This is a genomic window from Thiomicrolovo sp. ZZH C-3 (assembly GCF_054862725.1).
The window spans coordinates 17,371-31,258 of the sequence record NZ_JBTKXX010000005.1 but is presented as its reverse complement, the minus strand read 5'-3'; the positions used below and the strand labels follow the sequence as shown (position 1 = coordinate 31,258).

Here is a 13,888-nt window from a genome sequence, read left to right as displayed (position 1 = left end):
AATGGTTCGTCCGGCCAATTTGGTATCGAATTACTAAATACTCCCTATCGGGAATTGAGCGGGTTTTTCTTTTTTTCTACAATACTGACAGCCAAGACAAAAGGAGACGAACGATGAAAATTTTAAAAGCCACCAAGGGCGAAATAGAGATTACCAAACCGCTGCTGGATTTAGCGAGAAGCTATGACGTAGAACTCCATTATGATCAGATTGATCGCATGCTGCGCATCCATACCATGAATGACGACAATGCGTTCCTTGAGTACAAGGTTGAGTTCAATTCGATTTATATGAAGGATTTTGTGGCGACGTTCGATTACAACTACAGCATGGAAAGCGTCGAGAACATCCCACAGGAGATAAGGACTAAGGGGGGTTATACAGCCCTGTTCGCGGGAATTCAAAAGGTATTCGAAGGAGGAGTGGCTGGTGAATGAAAAATATATGGCGGCATACGTCTCGACTGTGAGTGCTATAGAGATGTTCAGGGCTATTACCACCATTCCCCTGCATCAATCGTTTTCAGGGTACGACCCGATAGATCGCATCCAGTCCGTCAATTTGACGATTACCCTCGAAGAGATGCAGCAGCTAAGGGAGATCGGTGTCGCAAGGGAGATAATTATGGCAGCGGCACACATGGGGGAACGTATGGGCCGCAAATTGGCGCAAGCATTCGACAGCGAAGACCTGGACGGATTGAAAACCAATGAAGTGCTGCAGAAATATATTTACGAGCTGGCGCAGCTGCTGCCGAAGGAGGAGAGGGTGACGATGGGGAACTTTTTAACCCGGTAACCATTTCCGGCGTCGCTTGCAAGGTGCTATATTTCATCTATTACCCCGCCACTATGGTATTATCTGGCAAAATAGAGCGCGCGTCAGCAACAGCAAGCGCAGGCGGAGGGGCAATGGATACTGCAGAGATCATACAGAGGGAAAACAGCAGCGGGTTTCTTTCAGATCTTGGTGCTTACGGCGTCGCCGAAGCGCTTTACTTCGGTGCGCTTCTTTACGGGTTTACCACCGACGACATTCACAAGATCGGACCGCTCGGGGATTTCCCGAAAAAATATTTGTGCAGCGTCAGCCAGAATACAGGGAAGGTGCTGAAGAAACTCTACGACAACGGGCTTATATGGCTCCACGAAGCATCCGACCCCAAGAGTCTTATCGTAAGAGACGACGAGATCAGCGAATACTACTATATGCGGTGTATGTGGCTGCCAAACATCGTCGACAACATACATGCCTACGGGAGTATCGAAAAGCTTCCCAGCAACATCATGGGCGCGGATCCGGAGCGCTATGTTCCGCTGTACCGAAAACTCTCCTCCGGCGACTTTGAATCCGCACTCGATCAGGTGCTAACAACGATGGCGGCGGATGATAAAAATGCCGATGATTTCGGGGATGAACTCTATGAGCTTTGGGTCAGTGTCAATTATGACGACGCGCTCGGCTACCTCTATTTGAAGATGGACGAATATAACCTGCCAACGGAGCATGTCGGCGAAGCGATCATGCAGGCGATCAGAGAATATACCGGGATCTACTCCAACAGCGAAATGTATATGCTTATCTACCAGGCCGTGAAGTCCGCTGCGGCGTACCGTCAAAAAGAGCGCGTCAGCGCGCCTCATGCCGTCAACAGCATCAATGGCGGGCTCAAATCCATTCATGGCAGGCTCTCTTCGGGAGACTGGGACAAAAGAAGCTACGGCCGCGATTTCAACCTGCCCAGGAGTATGCTGTCAGAGTACCTTTTCGACCATGTTCTCCATATCGGCGAAAAAGGGTTTACTATGGTGCCCGACAGGAACTTTGTCCGGGAAATTGCCCGGGGAATGTGGGGCAGGGTGCAGAGTCGGGAAACGGTGCCGCTGGCATACGACAGGCTGGAGCCGGTGTTAATGGATGGTGAGTTTTGGGGTTTACGGAAAAGGATTCTTTCCGGTGCCGCACGCTCTCCAGAGACGCAGCCGGGGGTCGCCAAGAAAGATTTCGTCCATTTTACGGCGTGGTCGCCAGAGGAGTGCCGGGTTGCGATAGACGATATCGCGTTTTATCCGGGATCCATTACGCTGAAGTACAGGGTGCTCGACAAGGACGATAAGCGCCTGCTTGAGAAGTGGGAACGGACCTTTTTAACCAATACGCCTCCTGCCTAAACGCCCTGCATCGCCTCGGCCTTAAGCACCCCCACGGCGATCATCCTGCGTATCAGGTCCTGCATGGCTGCGGCGACGGTGCTACCGCTGCCCACCATCAGCATGGTGTCGTCCATCTTCTCGTTGCAGAACTTCGCAAAATACCCCCACTCTGTGCGCGCGATGAACGGCTCGAACCTCATCGCGCAATGCTTGGTGAAGACCTCGCTATGCTGAGCGTCGCTCTCGTCGCCCACGATGAGGTTGCGCATGATCGTCTCGATGTAGTATTCGGTAGATTTTGGCACGCTGATTTGCTCCTCGCTCAATGATCGGGCAGATCAGTTTTTGGGGAACATAAAGTTCTGCAGCGGCGTGTAATCCCCGTTGTCGGCCGCTTTCAGCGCGTCGATATACGCCGTGCGCTCTTCCCCCGCATTCACGAGATCCGCACCGCTTCCCCACTTTAATGCGCTTTTGCCGTTCTTTTTCAGCCAGATATCCGTCATCAGCCTCGACCAGCGGCCATTTCCGTTGGGAAACGGGTGGATCTTGACCAGCGTGTAGTGCAGCCGCGTCGCGGTTTCACGGTAATTCCAGTGCTCGGTCCAGAACGCCAGATCGCTGAGCAGGTGGTAGAGGCGCTGGCGTATCTGATTTGCCTCTACGCCGATCGACGTCGCGGTCGTGCGGTACGTGCCCGCCCAGGTCCACACATCACAGAGCATGGCGGCGTGAACCTTTCTGAAGAAGGGCTCGTCGATCGTGGCTTCATTCAGCGCGTCGGGGTCGAGGAAGTAATCGACCTCGGCCTTGGCGAGATTGGCCGCTTCATGCTCGTCAAGCTCCTTGCGCGTATGGATATCCGGGATCAGGCCCGAGATATCATCCAGGGGCGTTTCCCCCGGCTTTTCGAACGTTATGCCCCCTACGTCTTCATGCGCCACACTTTCTCCTTGGGCATCCCCTTAATGCGTTTGACCGTGTCGTCAAAGATTTTTTTGGCCGCGTCGTAGTCGGGGGCCTGCAGCTCGAGCGCCGACGACCTCATCACCCGGGAGACCACCGACTTGGCCAGTATGTCGACGCGGGTATCGTAAACGGGTTTCGTCGATCTCACGGTGACTTGCTGCTTCTGATATTCGATCATCACGCCGAGAAGCGCCGCGATCCTCTCGATGGTGTCCTGGTCCGGGTGGTTTCCGGAGAGCGTCTTTTTGATGATCTTCGGGGAGACGTTCGAGACGTTGGCGATATCGGTGTCGGAAAAGCGAAGCGTGTACTTGCGGTTTCGCAGTACATTCAGCAGCTTCCGTGTGCTTAGCAGTTCTTGACGCATCGCATCCTCCCCTTTGCCAATGGCATGTATTTACGGTAATTATAGCGAATGGCGGGGCTTGCGCGGTATTTCTTGGCACCGTGCGCCCGTACGTGGGCCAGTGTCGAAAAAACCGCTTCAGGCTTCAATCGGCACGCCGGGTGCATTTAAAAGCGCGTGGGTGGTCACAATCGGATTTACCGATCGAGGGTGTCGCCTACTTGAAGCGTGGCGTGGGGAAGTGCTGTCCCGACGCGGCGAGTTCGCCGGAGGTGACCCCGATCGAATAGAGGACGCGCCCGGCCGAATCGTAGCCGAACAATGCCACCATGATCGTCATTTGGCCGCTGGCCGTTGCTTCGGGGTCGACATGCGGCAGCGCACCCAGTGGGTCGGCCCCGAGCGCTGCGCGCAACGAAGCAGCGATGTAGCGGGCCACCTGCATCGGCCGCCGGGGTCCCGTCAGCGTCACCAGGTACTCTTTGGAGACGAGCGGGTAGCTGTCAAAGACATAGAGGTCGTCCACGGCGTTGACGTAGGGCTCGTACGTCAGCAGGGCGCGCACCTGGTCATGCAGGGTGTAGATCGAATCACCCCCGGGTAAACGCGCCTCTTCGAGGGTATAGTATGACCAGTCGCCGTGAATCCAATCGTCGAAAAAGAGCCCTTTGAGTTTCGTATAGGTCTCGATGGTGATGTTGTCCTCCGGGGCGCTCTCGTTGACGTCTATGAGGGAGTGTTCGCTCGAATAAAGGACGCGCTGCGATACGCCGATAGCAAAATGGTAGGCGCCGAAACCGACACTTTTCTCACTGAACCCCACCTCATTGGGGTAACACTCGACGATATGATCGAGCGATGAGTTGATGTCGACGTTGTCGAACAGGAAGCACAGGTCGGTGAACTCACCACCGTTCGTGTACTCGTCGAGGGAGACGGTGTAGCCCGCGGGGATCTCGTCGGTACTGAATACGCCGTTCTCCCTGATCTGGTACGTCTGGTTGTCGAGGTAGAACTCGAGGGTGCCGTCGCGGATCCCGGTGACTGATGCCGAAACGACCGTGCCGTTGTCGTCGACGCCGCCGTTCGAGCTCGAAAGATCGTCGTTGTACTCGCAACCGATCAACAGGACGGCCAGCAGCAGTGCCGTAGCGAAGTGTTTCGTTTTCAATTGTTCTCCTTGAATAGATTGAACCGGATCCCGATGCGAAGCGTCACGCGCTCCTCAGTGCCCCTGTCGAGTGAAATGCCGTTGATGGTGTTCGATCCCGCGTACTGCCACCGCTCGTACCCCAGGCGCACACTCATGTCCGTGTCGGTAGAGGAGGGCCATGTAAAGGGAATCCCGATATCGAAGCCGTACCCCTGGGAGGGTTCGACCGTCTGCCCCGCGAAGGAGGTTTTGACGTCGGCCTTGGGAGCGATGGCGTAGCGTCCGCCGAGCTCAATGCCGATCCACAGCGGCGAATAGGTCTTGAACGAGTAGCTGTAGCCGATTTCTGCGTAGGGGATCTTGTAGCGGATGAGGTCCGGGGAGTCGTTGCGCTCGCTCGACATGTAGCCGCCGCCGATGAAAAGGTACTCGATGTATTCGCGCTCGATGGCCATCTCATAGTAGCCGAGAGAGAACCCGGTCAGCATATAATCCGTACTGCCGCCCGCCTCCAGACTGACACGGCCGCCCGCGAGGCGCCCGTGGAGGCCGATCAGCGAGACATTGCCGGTGACGAGGCCGTCGGCGATGCGCACCTTCGCCCCCAGGTCGCCCCCGAGGAAGTCGTAACCGTCAAAGGCGGTCACCTTGTCACCGCCGAGCTCGTACTGCTGCGCGTACACGGAGAGGCCCGCATCGAGCATCAGCCGCGGGGTGTCCCCCGGGCACTTCGCCTGCAGCGATGGGGCAAATGCGGCGATCAGCGCGCCGGCGGCCAGAATGGAAAGTGGTTTCACGAAAAGGGTCCTCCCTGGATAAATGGAATGGTGTCGCGCCAGTAGAAGGCGTCGAGGGCAACCATGAGCACGATAAGGGCGTACTCGTGGATGCTGCGGGTGTAGAAGCGCAAACTGCGTGGAAGTAGTCCTGCCTTCGCTTCGGGGAACAGCGGCCAGAAGAATCCGTCTATGCCCCCTTTGGTGAGAAGGTCGCCGACGTCGTGCAGCAGTACGCCGAACGCGAAGCTCAGGATCCAGAGCCGTATGTAGGCATCGTCGGCCAGCAGCGCAGCCGCGGCGATGATCAGGGGCAGGATGAGGCGGTGCGTCCACGCCCGGTGCTCGAGTCCCATGAATTTGAGGAAGTGCGACAGCGGCAGACGCCTTCCAATGCGCGATTTCGGCTCATCTATATCGGGGAACAGGCAGGCAAACAGGATGATGCCGTAGTACATCGGTATCATGGCCGCGTCGAGATCGAGCCATTCGCGCTCGACGAGCATCGCCGCGCTCATGGCGAGGACGGTGTGCCCCTTGGCCGTCACTCTGCACCCCCCTCTTTTGGCTTCATCTCCTCGACGGCATCGATCGCCGGCGGGTCAAGCGGCTCTTTGTCCGTATGGTAGTTGTAGAGGTTCACGTTCGGCACGTAGTTGTAGGTGTTCCAGAAGTTGTCCTGTACGTGCGTGGAGTCCTGCCACGACTTGTAATCGACCAGGTAGTTCGGCTTGATCACCTTTTTGAGCTTGAGGTAGCGCAGGATATCGTTCTCGAGAGCGCTTTGCCCGACCTTGCCGACAGCCAGCATCTGCGTATCGCCGTTTTTGAGCCGGATCAGCACGGAGGGGGTGGCGTAGACCCCGAATTCGGTGAAGTAGTGCTCGCCGACGATCTGCCCGTCGGTGTGGTCGAGGATCGTGCGCATCTCTTTGAACTTCTTGGAGAACGCCTGCAGTTTGGACTGCGTATCCGTGCTGTAGTGCACCAACGTGATTTTTGCCCCGTCCATGTTCTGCGCGATTTTCGCCAGGGCGGGCATGGCGAAGGCGTCGCCTTGGAAGTCGAGCCCCATGAACACGAACAGCTCGTATTCGTCTTTAAGCACCTCGTTCACGAGGCGGCTGACGGTTTTTTCGCGCATCGCGCTTGTCTGGCCGCCGAAGGGGTGCATGAACTCCGGTCGGTTGAGGTTCATCGGCGCGGCCTTGTCACCGTACTGAGCTTTCGCAAGCTGCAGGACGTATGAGCCCTCTTCGGCGTGATCGGTATGCTTCACGTACCAGCTCATATAGTTGGCGGCCGTGTCGATGGTGGGGTTCGACACCCACGCGGCGATAGCAGGGATACTTTTGGCAAAAGGAGTGAGCGGGGTCCGATAGCACTCTGCAGACTCATTTTCGATGCACTCTTTTCCATTGACGACAATCTTCTTCGGCTGCGGGTCGAACGTGTCCTGCAGGATCGCCAGCATCTTCTTCTGGACCTCGAGCTGTTTCTTCTCCGTTTCGAGGATTTCAGCGAGCAGCTGCTCAGGACTTTTTTTGCCTTTGGTGGTCTTATTCGCGTCGTTGGCGTCGAACTCGCCGAAGTATCGTCCCCGCTCGACATTCTGCTCTTTATCGGCGGCCTGGGCGACCGGGAAAAGCAGGGCGATGGCCGCCGCGGAGGCGAGAATCGCTTTTCTCATGCACGTGCTCCCTAGTGAATTTCCTCGAAGTATAGCCCAAAGGTGTGATATGACCAACCCGCACAATCTGCGCCTTTTACAAACTGAAACAAACAGTTATAATGCCCAACTTGCAACCCAGGAGGTGCACATGAATTCAGCGGCAAAAAAGACCCGTGGAAAAAAGCGCAAGGTGGTCCATTCCGAGGAGCGCCAAAAACGCAAGCTGATTGACAAGATTTCGTCGACCGCATTTTCTTCCGAAGACCTGTACATTATCAACGAAATTATTGAGCGTTACAGTGTCGGCGGAAGGTATGTCGATCTTGCCGTACTGCGCAATCTTCATCTGGCGCAAATCGGCAAGGATATTAACGCGGCTCTCGCGCATATCGACGATGCGATCCGTGACGGTGAAATCACCGAAAATATACGTGTTTCAGTTGAGGATGCGCGGGCGATGGCGCAGCAGGCCGAGGGGATCGTAAAACGGCTTGGCGGTGGTGCCAGTGAGTAAGGCAGTCGCGCTCGAATTTGACGTTCGCAGGGACGTGCGTCATGTGATCAAAACCCTGATCGATTCGCTCGACGAACGGATGATCGAGCGTGCGGAGCTGAGCCGTCTGATTATCCTCACTCTCGCTTCGCGTTCCAACCTTTTCCTGATCGGTAAGCCGGGGGTCGCCAAGACCTATGCGGTCGAGATCCTGCAGCATGCCACTGAGGATATGAAATACTTCGAATACCTCATCATTAAGGGCACCAAGTACGAGGAGCTGTTCGGCACTTCGCGCGAGGAGGAGAACGGCGTGACGGTGTATAACCGCGAGGATACGGTTCTCGACGCGCACATAGCCTTTATAGACGAGATATGGAAGGGGGACTCAAAGACGCTCAACTCCTTCCTGCCGGTCACCTCGCGCAAGCGGACCTATTTCCAGCGCGGCGTGGGGATGATCGAGCTGGAGCTCGAGGCATTCTTCGCTGCAAGTAATGAATTCCCGCAGGATGATGTACTGGCCCCTTTTGACGACCGTTTCGTCGTACGGTATGAGGTCATACGCATCCAGGACGAGGAAAACCTCAAACGCTACTTCGTCGGAGACTATGTGCAGCACATGGACTTCGCCTACCGCATGACACGTGACGATATTGCCTATATCTCCTCGATGGTGCCAAAAATCGCCTTCCCGGATCAGCTGGTGGACCTCTACGTCAGGCTGAGCAAAACGATCATTAATTCCGGCATTGATATCAGCGACAGGAAACTTGGATCGGCGATCGACGTGTTCAAGGCTTCCGCGTTCATGAATGGCCGGAGTCAAATCGATATTTCAGACTTCTTCCTGCTGATGCATATTGGCTGGAAAAATTTCACGCAACGAACCAAACTAAAGGAGGCAATTTGGAATTTCATTTTTGGTAGAAAAGACGCATTTGAGAGTGACCTGGCGGATACCACCACGATCTTCGATGAGAACATGTCTTACTACGACGTAAACCTACGTCATTTTGTTGGATATGAGGCGCAGTTCGATCAATTCAAAGAGGAGGACGAGGCGCGCTTTCAATCCATGCTCAGAGACACTAAAACCGTCCTGGGCAATATGCGGGTGATCATCGGTCGTCTCGAGAAGATCGATGCGGCACATAAGGGGTGTCTCCTGTACGAGTCGCTGATCGAGAATAATATCTTCTTGAGAGGCTATAAAAACCACACCTTTGACGAGACCATCTTGCGGCGCAATATGGAACTCAAGAAGAAGGCAGAAGCGCAAGCTGAACAGCTCACTGAATTTGTCAGCGGCGTGAACAGTGTTTCAGACTACACACAATTCTAGGAGAATGACTATGGAAAAAAGAAATGATTTCGTGAATATTGACGTTGCAGAACTGCTCAAAGAGAACTACACCGTCAAAGGCAAACTGGAGCTTCCGTTCGATGTAGTCGAGAAGATGAAAAACATCGAGAGAAAAGGCGTTTCCGTCAACTCGCTTATCACGCAGTTTCTGACCGCGTTCGACTATGATCAGCTCGGTGATCAAATCGACGAACATAAGCAACGTCACAGAGGCCAGAAAACGAAGCAGAAATCCGTACCCGACGCCGGGGCAGATACGTCCGGTTCTAACGTATGAATGGAACCAAAAGAGTATTGGACGCTCGGTGCGCCGCCAACCTCATAACGACGGTTGCGTGTTCGTCCGATTTTGCGGAGTTGCTTCGGTACGTTCTCGAGCGTGCATTGGAGGTGAATGAATACCGTGCATCGCGTGAGGATGTCTATGACACTTTTCCCGTAACGGTATCGCTTCCCGAGCGCAATATTTTCGGCATCGAGCAAGGGTGGTTCATCAGCACCTATATCGAGTACATTGAAAAGACCTATGATGTGGATGAAGAGGATCTTGCCAGAATCTCATATTGGTTCACCTCAAACAAGCCAAAGCACATTCGTTTCCGGCGCGTCTTTTTCATCGAGATTTTCGGCACGCTGCACGAGGTGATGTATTCAGGGTATTATCAGAACAGGAGCAATGCGTCGTATTACTACACCTACGTGTTCAAACGCGATGAGGTATATGCCCAGTACGGACTGCTGCCGTTTTACGACCTGCACCTCGGAAAGCAAGCGGGAAGCCACGAGCTGCTTGACGCGCTTTACAAGTACAGCATCGGTATGAAAGAGGAGGCGTTTGCGACCAAATGCACCGCCTTTTGGAGGAGGGTTGGGAAGGCACCTTTCTACCCCTCTTTCAAAGAGTACGAGGGGCAGGTGTACGCCTGAAACCCCTATATAGATAATATAAATATATAAATAAATATCTAGCTTGTTAAATATATAAATAAAAATATATTTTAGTGCGCGAGCCGGGTAGCATTTGGAAAGGATCGGGTTTGGATACTGGCGGCTTAGAAGCAGCTTTTTTTTCAGGGTCCAGGGAGTTCGTCGAACTCATGGTTTACGGTGTAATAGCCTTGGCGGGGGTAAGTATCGTTTACATGCTCCTGTTCAGTTCTCGCAACGATAACCGTCATCGCAGATCGGTGGCGAAGGAGATCGACAGTAAGCTTGCCAGGTCCGGCCGGGCTGCAGACAATCTCACCGTAAAAAAGACGGGGGATATCTTGGATGAGTATAGCCTCTCTCAACTGCTCGGTATTGATACCTTTGTCGGCGCAGGTCTTGAGTCGCTGCTGGGTGCGACCGACAAGTATGCTACCGAGCAGGAGCGCGCGGAGGTTCAAGATCGTTTTATCAAGACGCTGCGTACCAACGAAGAAAAGAACAAGACGACGCTGCATAAAAGTATCGACGATCTCTTGGGAGAACTTCGCCTGCGGACCGATAGCGGGGAAATGGTCAGCACCACCACTTTCCAGATTTTTTTCCTTGCCCGCTACTTCCCCAATGCGATCGACGTCAATCTCTACGGCGAATACATCGTCAATCTTCGCATGATCGACCACCAGAAGGTTGATGATGTGATCGAGGCGATTGATCTTGCGTCGCTGCTCGTCGAATTTGTCCGGCGTGTGGAGGAGCGCGAGGTAAAGGTCGGTGAGTTTTTTTACGAGAAGAACTTTGTCGAACGGATCCGTCGTCTGAACGAAGCCGACCGCGTTGTGGCGAAAGGGCGCCGCGATACCTGCTATGTCTGTTTGCTCAAAAGCATCAGCGCAGAAGTCAAGCAAGATAATAAGCGGCGTATTACCAACATCGCCAGACGGGCAAGCAATTCCGCACCCATTGTTGATTACGAGAAGCTTGCCGAAGAGGGGGTGGTGTTCGGCGAGAATGGTTTGATAACGATGGCCGAGCAGCCGAAGCAGAAAAAAAGCACAAAAGAGGACCAAGATAATCAAAAGATCGCCGTAATGATGCAAAAGCTTGACGACGAGAGGGAGAGGGAGACGAAGCGCATGGATCTTCTCACGGACCTTGTGAGTAAGACGCTGGCGAATAGTCAGGCCAACGCAGGGCCGTCTCAAGATCAGCCCAAAGAGACGAAGCCGAGTGGCACCGTGTCGGCACCTGTCTTTGAGACGATTGGTGCAGCAGAGAACACCGGAATTCAGACGGGGGGTGACGGCGAAGGCGGCGACGAGAAAGCGCAGGCAGTTGAAGATGCCAAACGTATCCGCAAGCGACAGCATAAGAAGCGCCGCAGAGGTGCAACGGAGAGTGAGGCTAAAGCGCCGCCTGTATTTGACGAGGTCGGCGGCGATAAAACCGAAGCTGTTGTTTTGCCCGTTGCCCCGGGTGAAGTGGAAGCGGTTGAACCGGACCCGATGGCGATGTTCGCGGAGGCGGTCGGCGATGGGGCGGCGGAGGGCATTGGCCGCGGAGCTTTCGACGGCGCCCTGGACGAGGAGATTGTGAGCGAGGTTATCGCGCAGGCGTTCCGCGCCCCGTTCATAGACCGCTACGCCTTTGTGGATGAGGATGGAAACGGGTACGTGACGCTCCGCTGTTTCGTCTACTGTCTGCGCGATCATTACGCAGAGGGATCCGTGCAGGGCTACTTCCAAGAGCAGTCGGGCAGGATTTCTTTTGACAAGCTCAATGGGTATTTCGATCAACTCTCGCCGACGTGCTGCAGCAGGGCGCGGAAGGTGCTAAGGTGCGGCGACGTTTCAGCAACTGACGTGTTCTGCATAGTCCGTCACGATGCGCTTCACCGCGCCTGCGGAAAGACACCGGATGCTATGTTATGCCAGGTCGAGCAGAAAAAGAATGCCAAAACCGTTGCGCTCTTTTCCCAATTCGAGAAGGATTTTTCGTGAAACATAACTACATCCTCAAGATGCTGCTGACGCTCAATGACGAGATCGCGGCCGGCCGCCAGAAGCGTGAGCAGAGGGCGAAGGATATCGAGATCAATCTGCAGAGTGATGAGCTGTACGATCTTTTCGAGCTGGTGATGGAGTATGCCGACGGGTATTACGATTTGCTTGTGCCGCTGTTTGAGGACATGGACCGCTATGACGTTGCCACGGCGCCGTCAGTTTCCAAACGGAATAAGAACGATGGCAAATACAAGCATGGCTACTACGAAGTGCTGTACCGGGTGAAGCTTCTCGAGCATATCCGTTCGATTATCAACCTCATGATCGAGGCGTACAACTCACGCAGAGAGGACGGCCTGAAGATCGAGTCGAGGAATGAGTTGGCCCTGATGATGATGGTGGCGCTGTTCCACGATATCGGGAAGATGAACAAACTGATGCAGGCGCTTCACATTGACCTTGGCATGCACCATGAGCTAAAATCCCTTGAGTACATTAAGCACCTCTCCGGCAAAGTGGAGGGGTACAGCATGAAGCAAAAGCCCCTCAGCTCGATCATCGCAATCGTGGGGCACAGGGTGAGCGAGGAAAGCGCCAGGGCCTCCGGGCGACAGAAGGAACCCGAAACGTTCAACCCGAATATCAAGCTGTTCGAGCAATTCGACGAACTTTCGAGAGATATCGAAGTTGAGAAGATGAGGTCGACTATGGCGGAGGAAGAAAGTGAAAAATAAAAATTGCGACCTGCTGAAATATGCACGTTCGACAAGCAGTGAACGGATCATCCGTTTTGCGCTCCGGTATGACGAAATCGTCCAAAGCGCAGGGATGCTGCCCGAGGATATGCCCCCGGAGGTAGTAGAGCTGATGAAGAAGGCTGAAAAGATTGCCGACGCCCTTGACACCCTCATCGAACAGTATCACAAAAACGGCGGCAAATAGCCGTCCCTCCCTCTCTCCCAAACCTCCATACCTCCCTATTTCCCGCTGCTAGTCTGCGGGTTGCCCTTTTTTCAGTTGTCATGTAAAATCCGAGAAATTTCAGATTAAACACCCTGCATTGCAGAATATAACAGCATTTGTGGTGTCAAAAATATCAAAGGGATTTGATGAACAACGGGCACAGTAGTCACGGCGGTCATAGTAACAGCGCGCACAGCGCCCATGTTGCTCGGGATGCTTATGCCTCCACCGATCCGCATCAGCGACGGGACGCGTACGCCCATAACGACCCCTACAAAACTGACAAGGCGGCGGCCAACAGGAAGGAAAAGCGTCCGCCGTCCATCTACGGGTACGGACATTTTTGCGACCAGTTCTTCTTGATCCAGGACCGCTTTCGGGCATGGTTCAACTCCGATACAGAGCTGCACACCGAAAAACGCGATTACGTCGGTTCGGGCGATATCGCGTCCGTACTCCCGCTTTTCGCAAAAAAGATCGGTGCAAGCTTCACCCTCGAGTTTTTTGCGCTCGTCATCGTCTACGCTCTGTTCTTGTCGGACTTTGCCGCACTGAAGTTTTTCGGAGGGGTGGTGTTCTTCGCGCTGCTGTTGTGGCGCTTCTTCTGCCCCGCCTATCTCGTTTACAGTTCGGGGCAGTATGTGATCGGGGATCGCTTCAAGGCGATGTTCAAACAGTACCGCTCGGGCTACGCCTTTGTTGAATTCTCCTATCTGTTCATCTTCGGCATCTTCCTGGTGTTCATCTATGCCTTCCATGACTTCATCGTGGAAGCCGGTGCTTTGCTGCTCGTGCAGAGCGAGTTGGTTGAAAACGCGCAGCTGTCAAAGGTGATGGCCTACTTCGGCACGGCGATCGTGGAAGATGGTCTGACGAACTCCTACCAGTTCGCCATGACATTCGGATCGTTCTTCGTCTTCTACTTCTTTGCGAAGATCCTCATCCTCCGCCGCACGGAGCGGCTGCGCGTCGAGAACTACAAAGAGAGTTTTGTCCGTCGCCTTAGTAGCGTCTACCAACGTAAATCCTTCATCCTCGATGGTGAAGTGATCGATACTACAGTCTAG

18 protein-coding genes are annotated in these 13,888 nt (G+C 54.2%); 11 read left to right on the top strand and 7 right to left on the bottom strand.

Features of this window, described 5'->3' with window-relative positions; genetic code table 11:
- The first annotated feature begins 113 nt into the window (after window positions 1-113).
- The 3 genes from ACXWTF_RS12650 (at window position 114) to ACXWTF_RS12640 (ending at window position 2,171) form a co-directional block, all read left to right on the top strand.
- Window positions 114-437, top strand: a complete 324-nt coding sequence (locus tag ACXWTF_RS12650; protein WP_461715348.1) for a hypothetical protein — start codon at window positions 114-116, stop codon at window positions 435-437.
- Window positions 430-798: a hypothetical protein gene (locus ACXWTF_RS12645; RefSeq protein WP_461715347.1), complete on the top strand. Its 369-nt coding sequence runs from the start codon at window positions 430-432 to the stop codon at window positions 796-798. Before ACXWTF_RS12650 ends, ACXWTF_RS12645 begins: the two co-directional genes overlap by 8 nt.
- 113 nt (window positions 799-911) lie before the next feature.
- On the top strand, window positions 912-2,171 hold the full coding sequence (locus ACXWTF_RS12640; protein ID WP_461715346.1) for a hypothetical protein: 1,260 nt from the start codon (window positions 912-914) through the stop codon (window positions 2,169-2,171).
- Here the strand turns inward: ACXWTF_RS12640 and ACXWTF_RS12635 are convergent.
- The 7 genes from ACXWTF_RS12635 to ACXWTF_RS12605 form a co-directional block, all read right to left on the bottom strand.
- On the bottom strand, window positions 2,168-2,458 hold the full coding sequence (locus ACXWTF_RS12635) for a hypothetical protein (RefSeq protein WP_461715345.1): 291 nt from the start codon (window positions 2,456-2,458) through the stop codon (window positions 2,168-2,170). The genes ACXWTF_RS12640 and ACXWTF_RS12635 overlap by 4 nt on opposite strands.
- A 33-nt stretch (window positions 2,459-2,491) precedes the next feature.
- Complete coding sequence (locus ACXWTF_RS12630; RefSeq protein WP_461715344.1) at window positions 2,492-3,097, bottom strand: mobile mystery protein B; 606 nt, start codon at window positions 3,095-3,097, stop codon at window positions 2,492-2,494.
- Window positions 3,079-3,489, bottom strand: a complete 411-nt coding sequence (locus ACXWTF_RS12625) for a hypothetical protein (protein ID WP_461715343.1) — start codon at window positions 3,487-3,489, stop codon at window positions 3,079-3,081. Before ACXWTF_RS12625 ends, ACXWTF_RS12630 begins: the two co-directional genes overlap by 19 nt.
- A 196-nt stretch (window positions 3,490-3,685) precedes the next feature.
- The gene (locus ACXWTF_RS12620) at window positions 3,686-4,639 is read right to left on the bottom strand and encodes a hypothetical protein (protein ID WP_461715342.1); all 954 of its coding nucleotides are present in this window, start codon (window positions 4,637-4,639) and stop codon (window positions 3,686-3,688) included.
- Entirely contained in the window at window positions 4,636-5,418 is a 783-nt protein-coding gene (locus ACXWTF_RS12615) for a hypothetical protein (RefSeq protein WP_461715341.1), read from the bottom strand. The genes ACXWTF_RS12620 and ACXWTF_RS12615 overlap by 4 nt, the downstream gene beginning before the upstream one ends.
- Window positions 5,415-5,945: a metal-dependent hydrolase gene (locus ACXWTF_RS12610; RefSeq protein WP_461715340.1), complete on the bottom strand. Its 531-nt coding sequence runs from the start codon at window positions 5,943-5,945 to the stop codon at window positions 5,415-5,417. Before ACXWTF_RS12610 ends, ACXWTF_RS12615 begins: the two co-directional genes overlap by 4 nt.
- Complete coding sequence (locus tag ACXWTF_RS12605; RefSeq protein WP_461715339.1) at window positions 5,942-7,087, bottom strand: TlpA family protein disulfide reductase; 1,146 nt, start codon at window positions 7,085-7,087, stop codon at window positions 5,942-5,944. The genes ACXWTF_RS12610 and ACXWTF_RS12605 overlap by 4 nt, the downstream gene beginning before the upstream one ends.
- 49 nt (window positions 7,088-7,136) lie before the next feature.
- On the opposite strand from ACXWTF_RS12605, the gene ACXWTF_RS12600 reads away from it, so the two are divergent.
- From ACXWTF_RS12600 to ACXWTF_RS12565, 8 genes are all read left to right on the top strand, one after another.
- Window positions 7,137-7,583, top strand: coding sequence for a hypothetical protein (locus ACXWTF_RS12600; RefSeq protein ID WP_461715338.1), 447 nt, complete (start codon window positions 7,137-7,139; stop codon window positions 7,581-7,583).
- Window positions 7,576-8,907, top strand: coding sequence for an AAA family ATPase (locus tag ACXWTF_RS12595; protein ID WP_461715337.1), 1,332 nt, complete (start codon window positions 7,576-7,578; stop codon window positions 8,905-8,907). Before ACXWTF_RS12600 ends, ACXWTF_RS12595 begins: the two co-directional genes overlap by 8 nt.
- Before the next feature lie 10 nt (window positions 8,908-8,917).
- A complete protein-coding gene (locus ACXWTF_RS12590; protein ID WP_461715336.1) occupies window positions 8,918-9,205 on the top strand; it encodes a hypothetical protein in 288 nt (95 codons plus the stop codon).
- Window positions 9,206-9,285: 80 nt separating this feature from the next.
- On the top strand, window positions 9,286-9,855 hold the full coding sequence (locus tag ACXWTF_RS12585; protein ID WP_461715335.1) for a hypothetical protein: 570 nt from the start codon (window positions 9,286-9,288) through the stop codon (window positions 9,853-9,855).
- 110 nt (window positions 9,856-9,965) lie between these two features.
- A complete protein-coding gene (locus ACXWTF_RS12580) occupies window positions 9,966-11,855 on the top strand; it encodes a hypothetical protein (RefSeq protein ID WP_461715334.1) in 1,890 nt (629 codons plus the stop codon).
- Window positions 11,852-12,592 carry a hypothetical protein gene (locus ACXWTF_RS12575; RefSeq protein WP_461715333.1) on the top strand — a complete coding sequence of 247 codons (741 nt, stop codon included), beginning with the start codon at window positions 11,852-11,854 and terminating at the stop codon, window positions 12,590-12,592. The genes ACXWTF_RS12580 and ACXWTF_RS12575 overlap by 4 nt, the downstream gene beginning before the upstream one ends.
- Window positions 12,582-12,800, top strand: a complete 219-nt coding sequence (locus tag ACXWTF_RS12570) for a hypothetical protein (protein ID WP_461715332.1) — start codon at window positions 12,582-12,584, stop codon at window positions 12,798-12,800. The genes ACXWTF_RS12575 and ACXWTF_RS12570 overlap by 11 nt, the downstream gene beginning before the upstream one ends.
- Before the next feature lie 167 nt (window positions 12,801-12,967).
- Window positions 12,968-13,888 (top strand): hypothetical protein, encoded by a 921-nt coding sequence (locus ACXWTF_RS12565; protein ID WP_461715331.1) that lies wholly within the window; start codon window positions 12,968-12,970, stop codon window positions 13,886-13,888.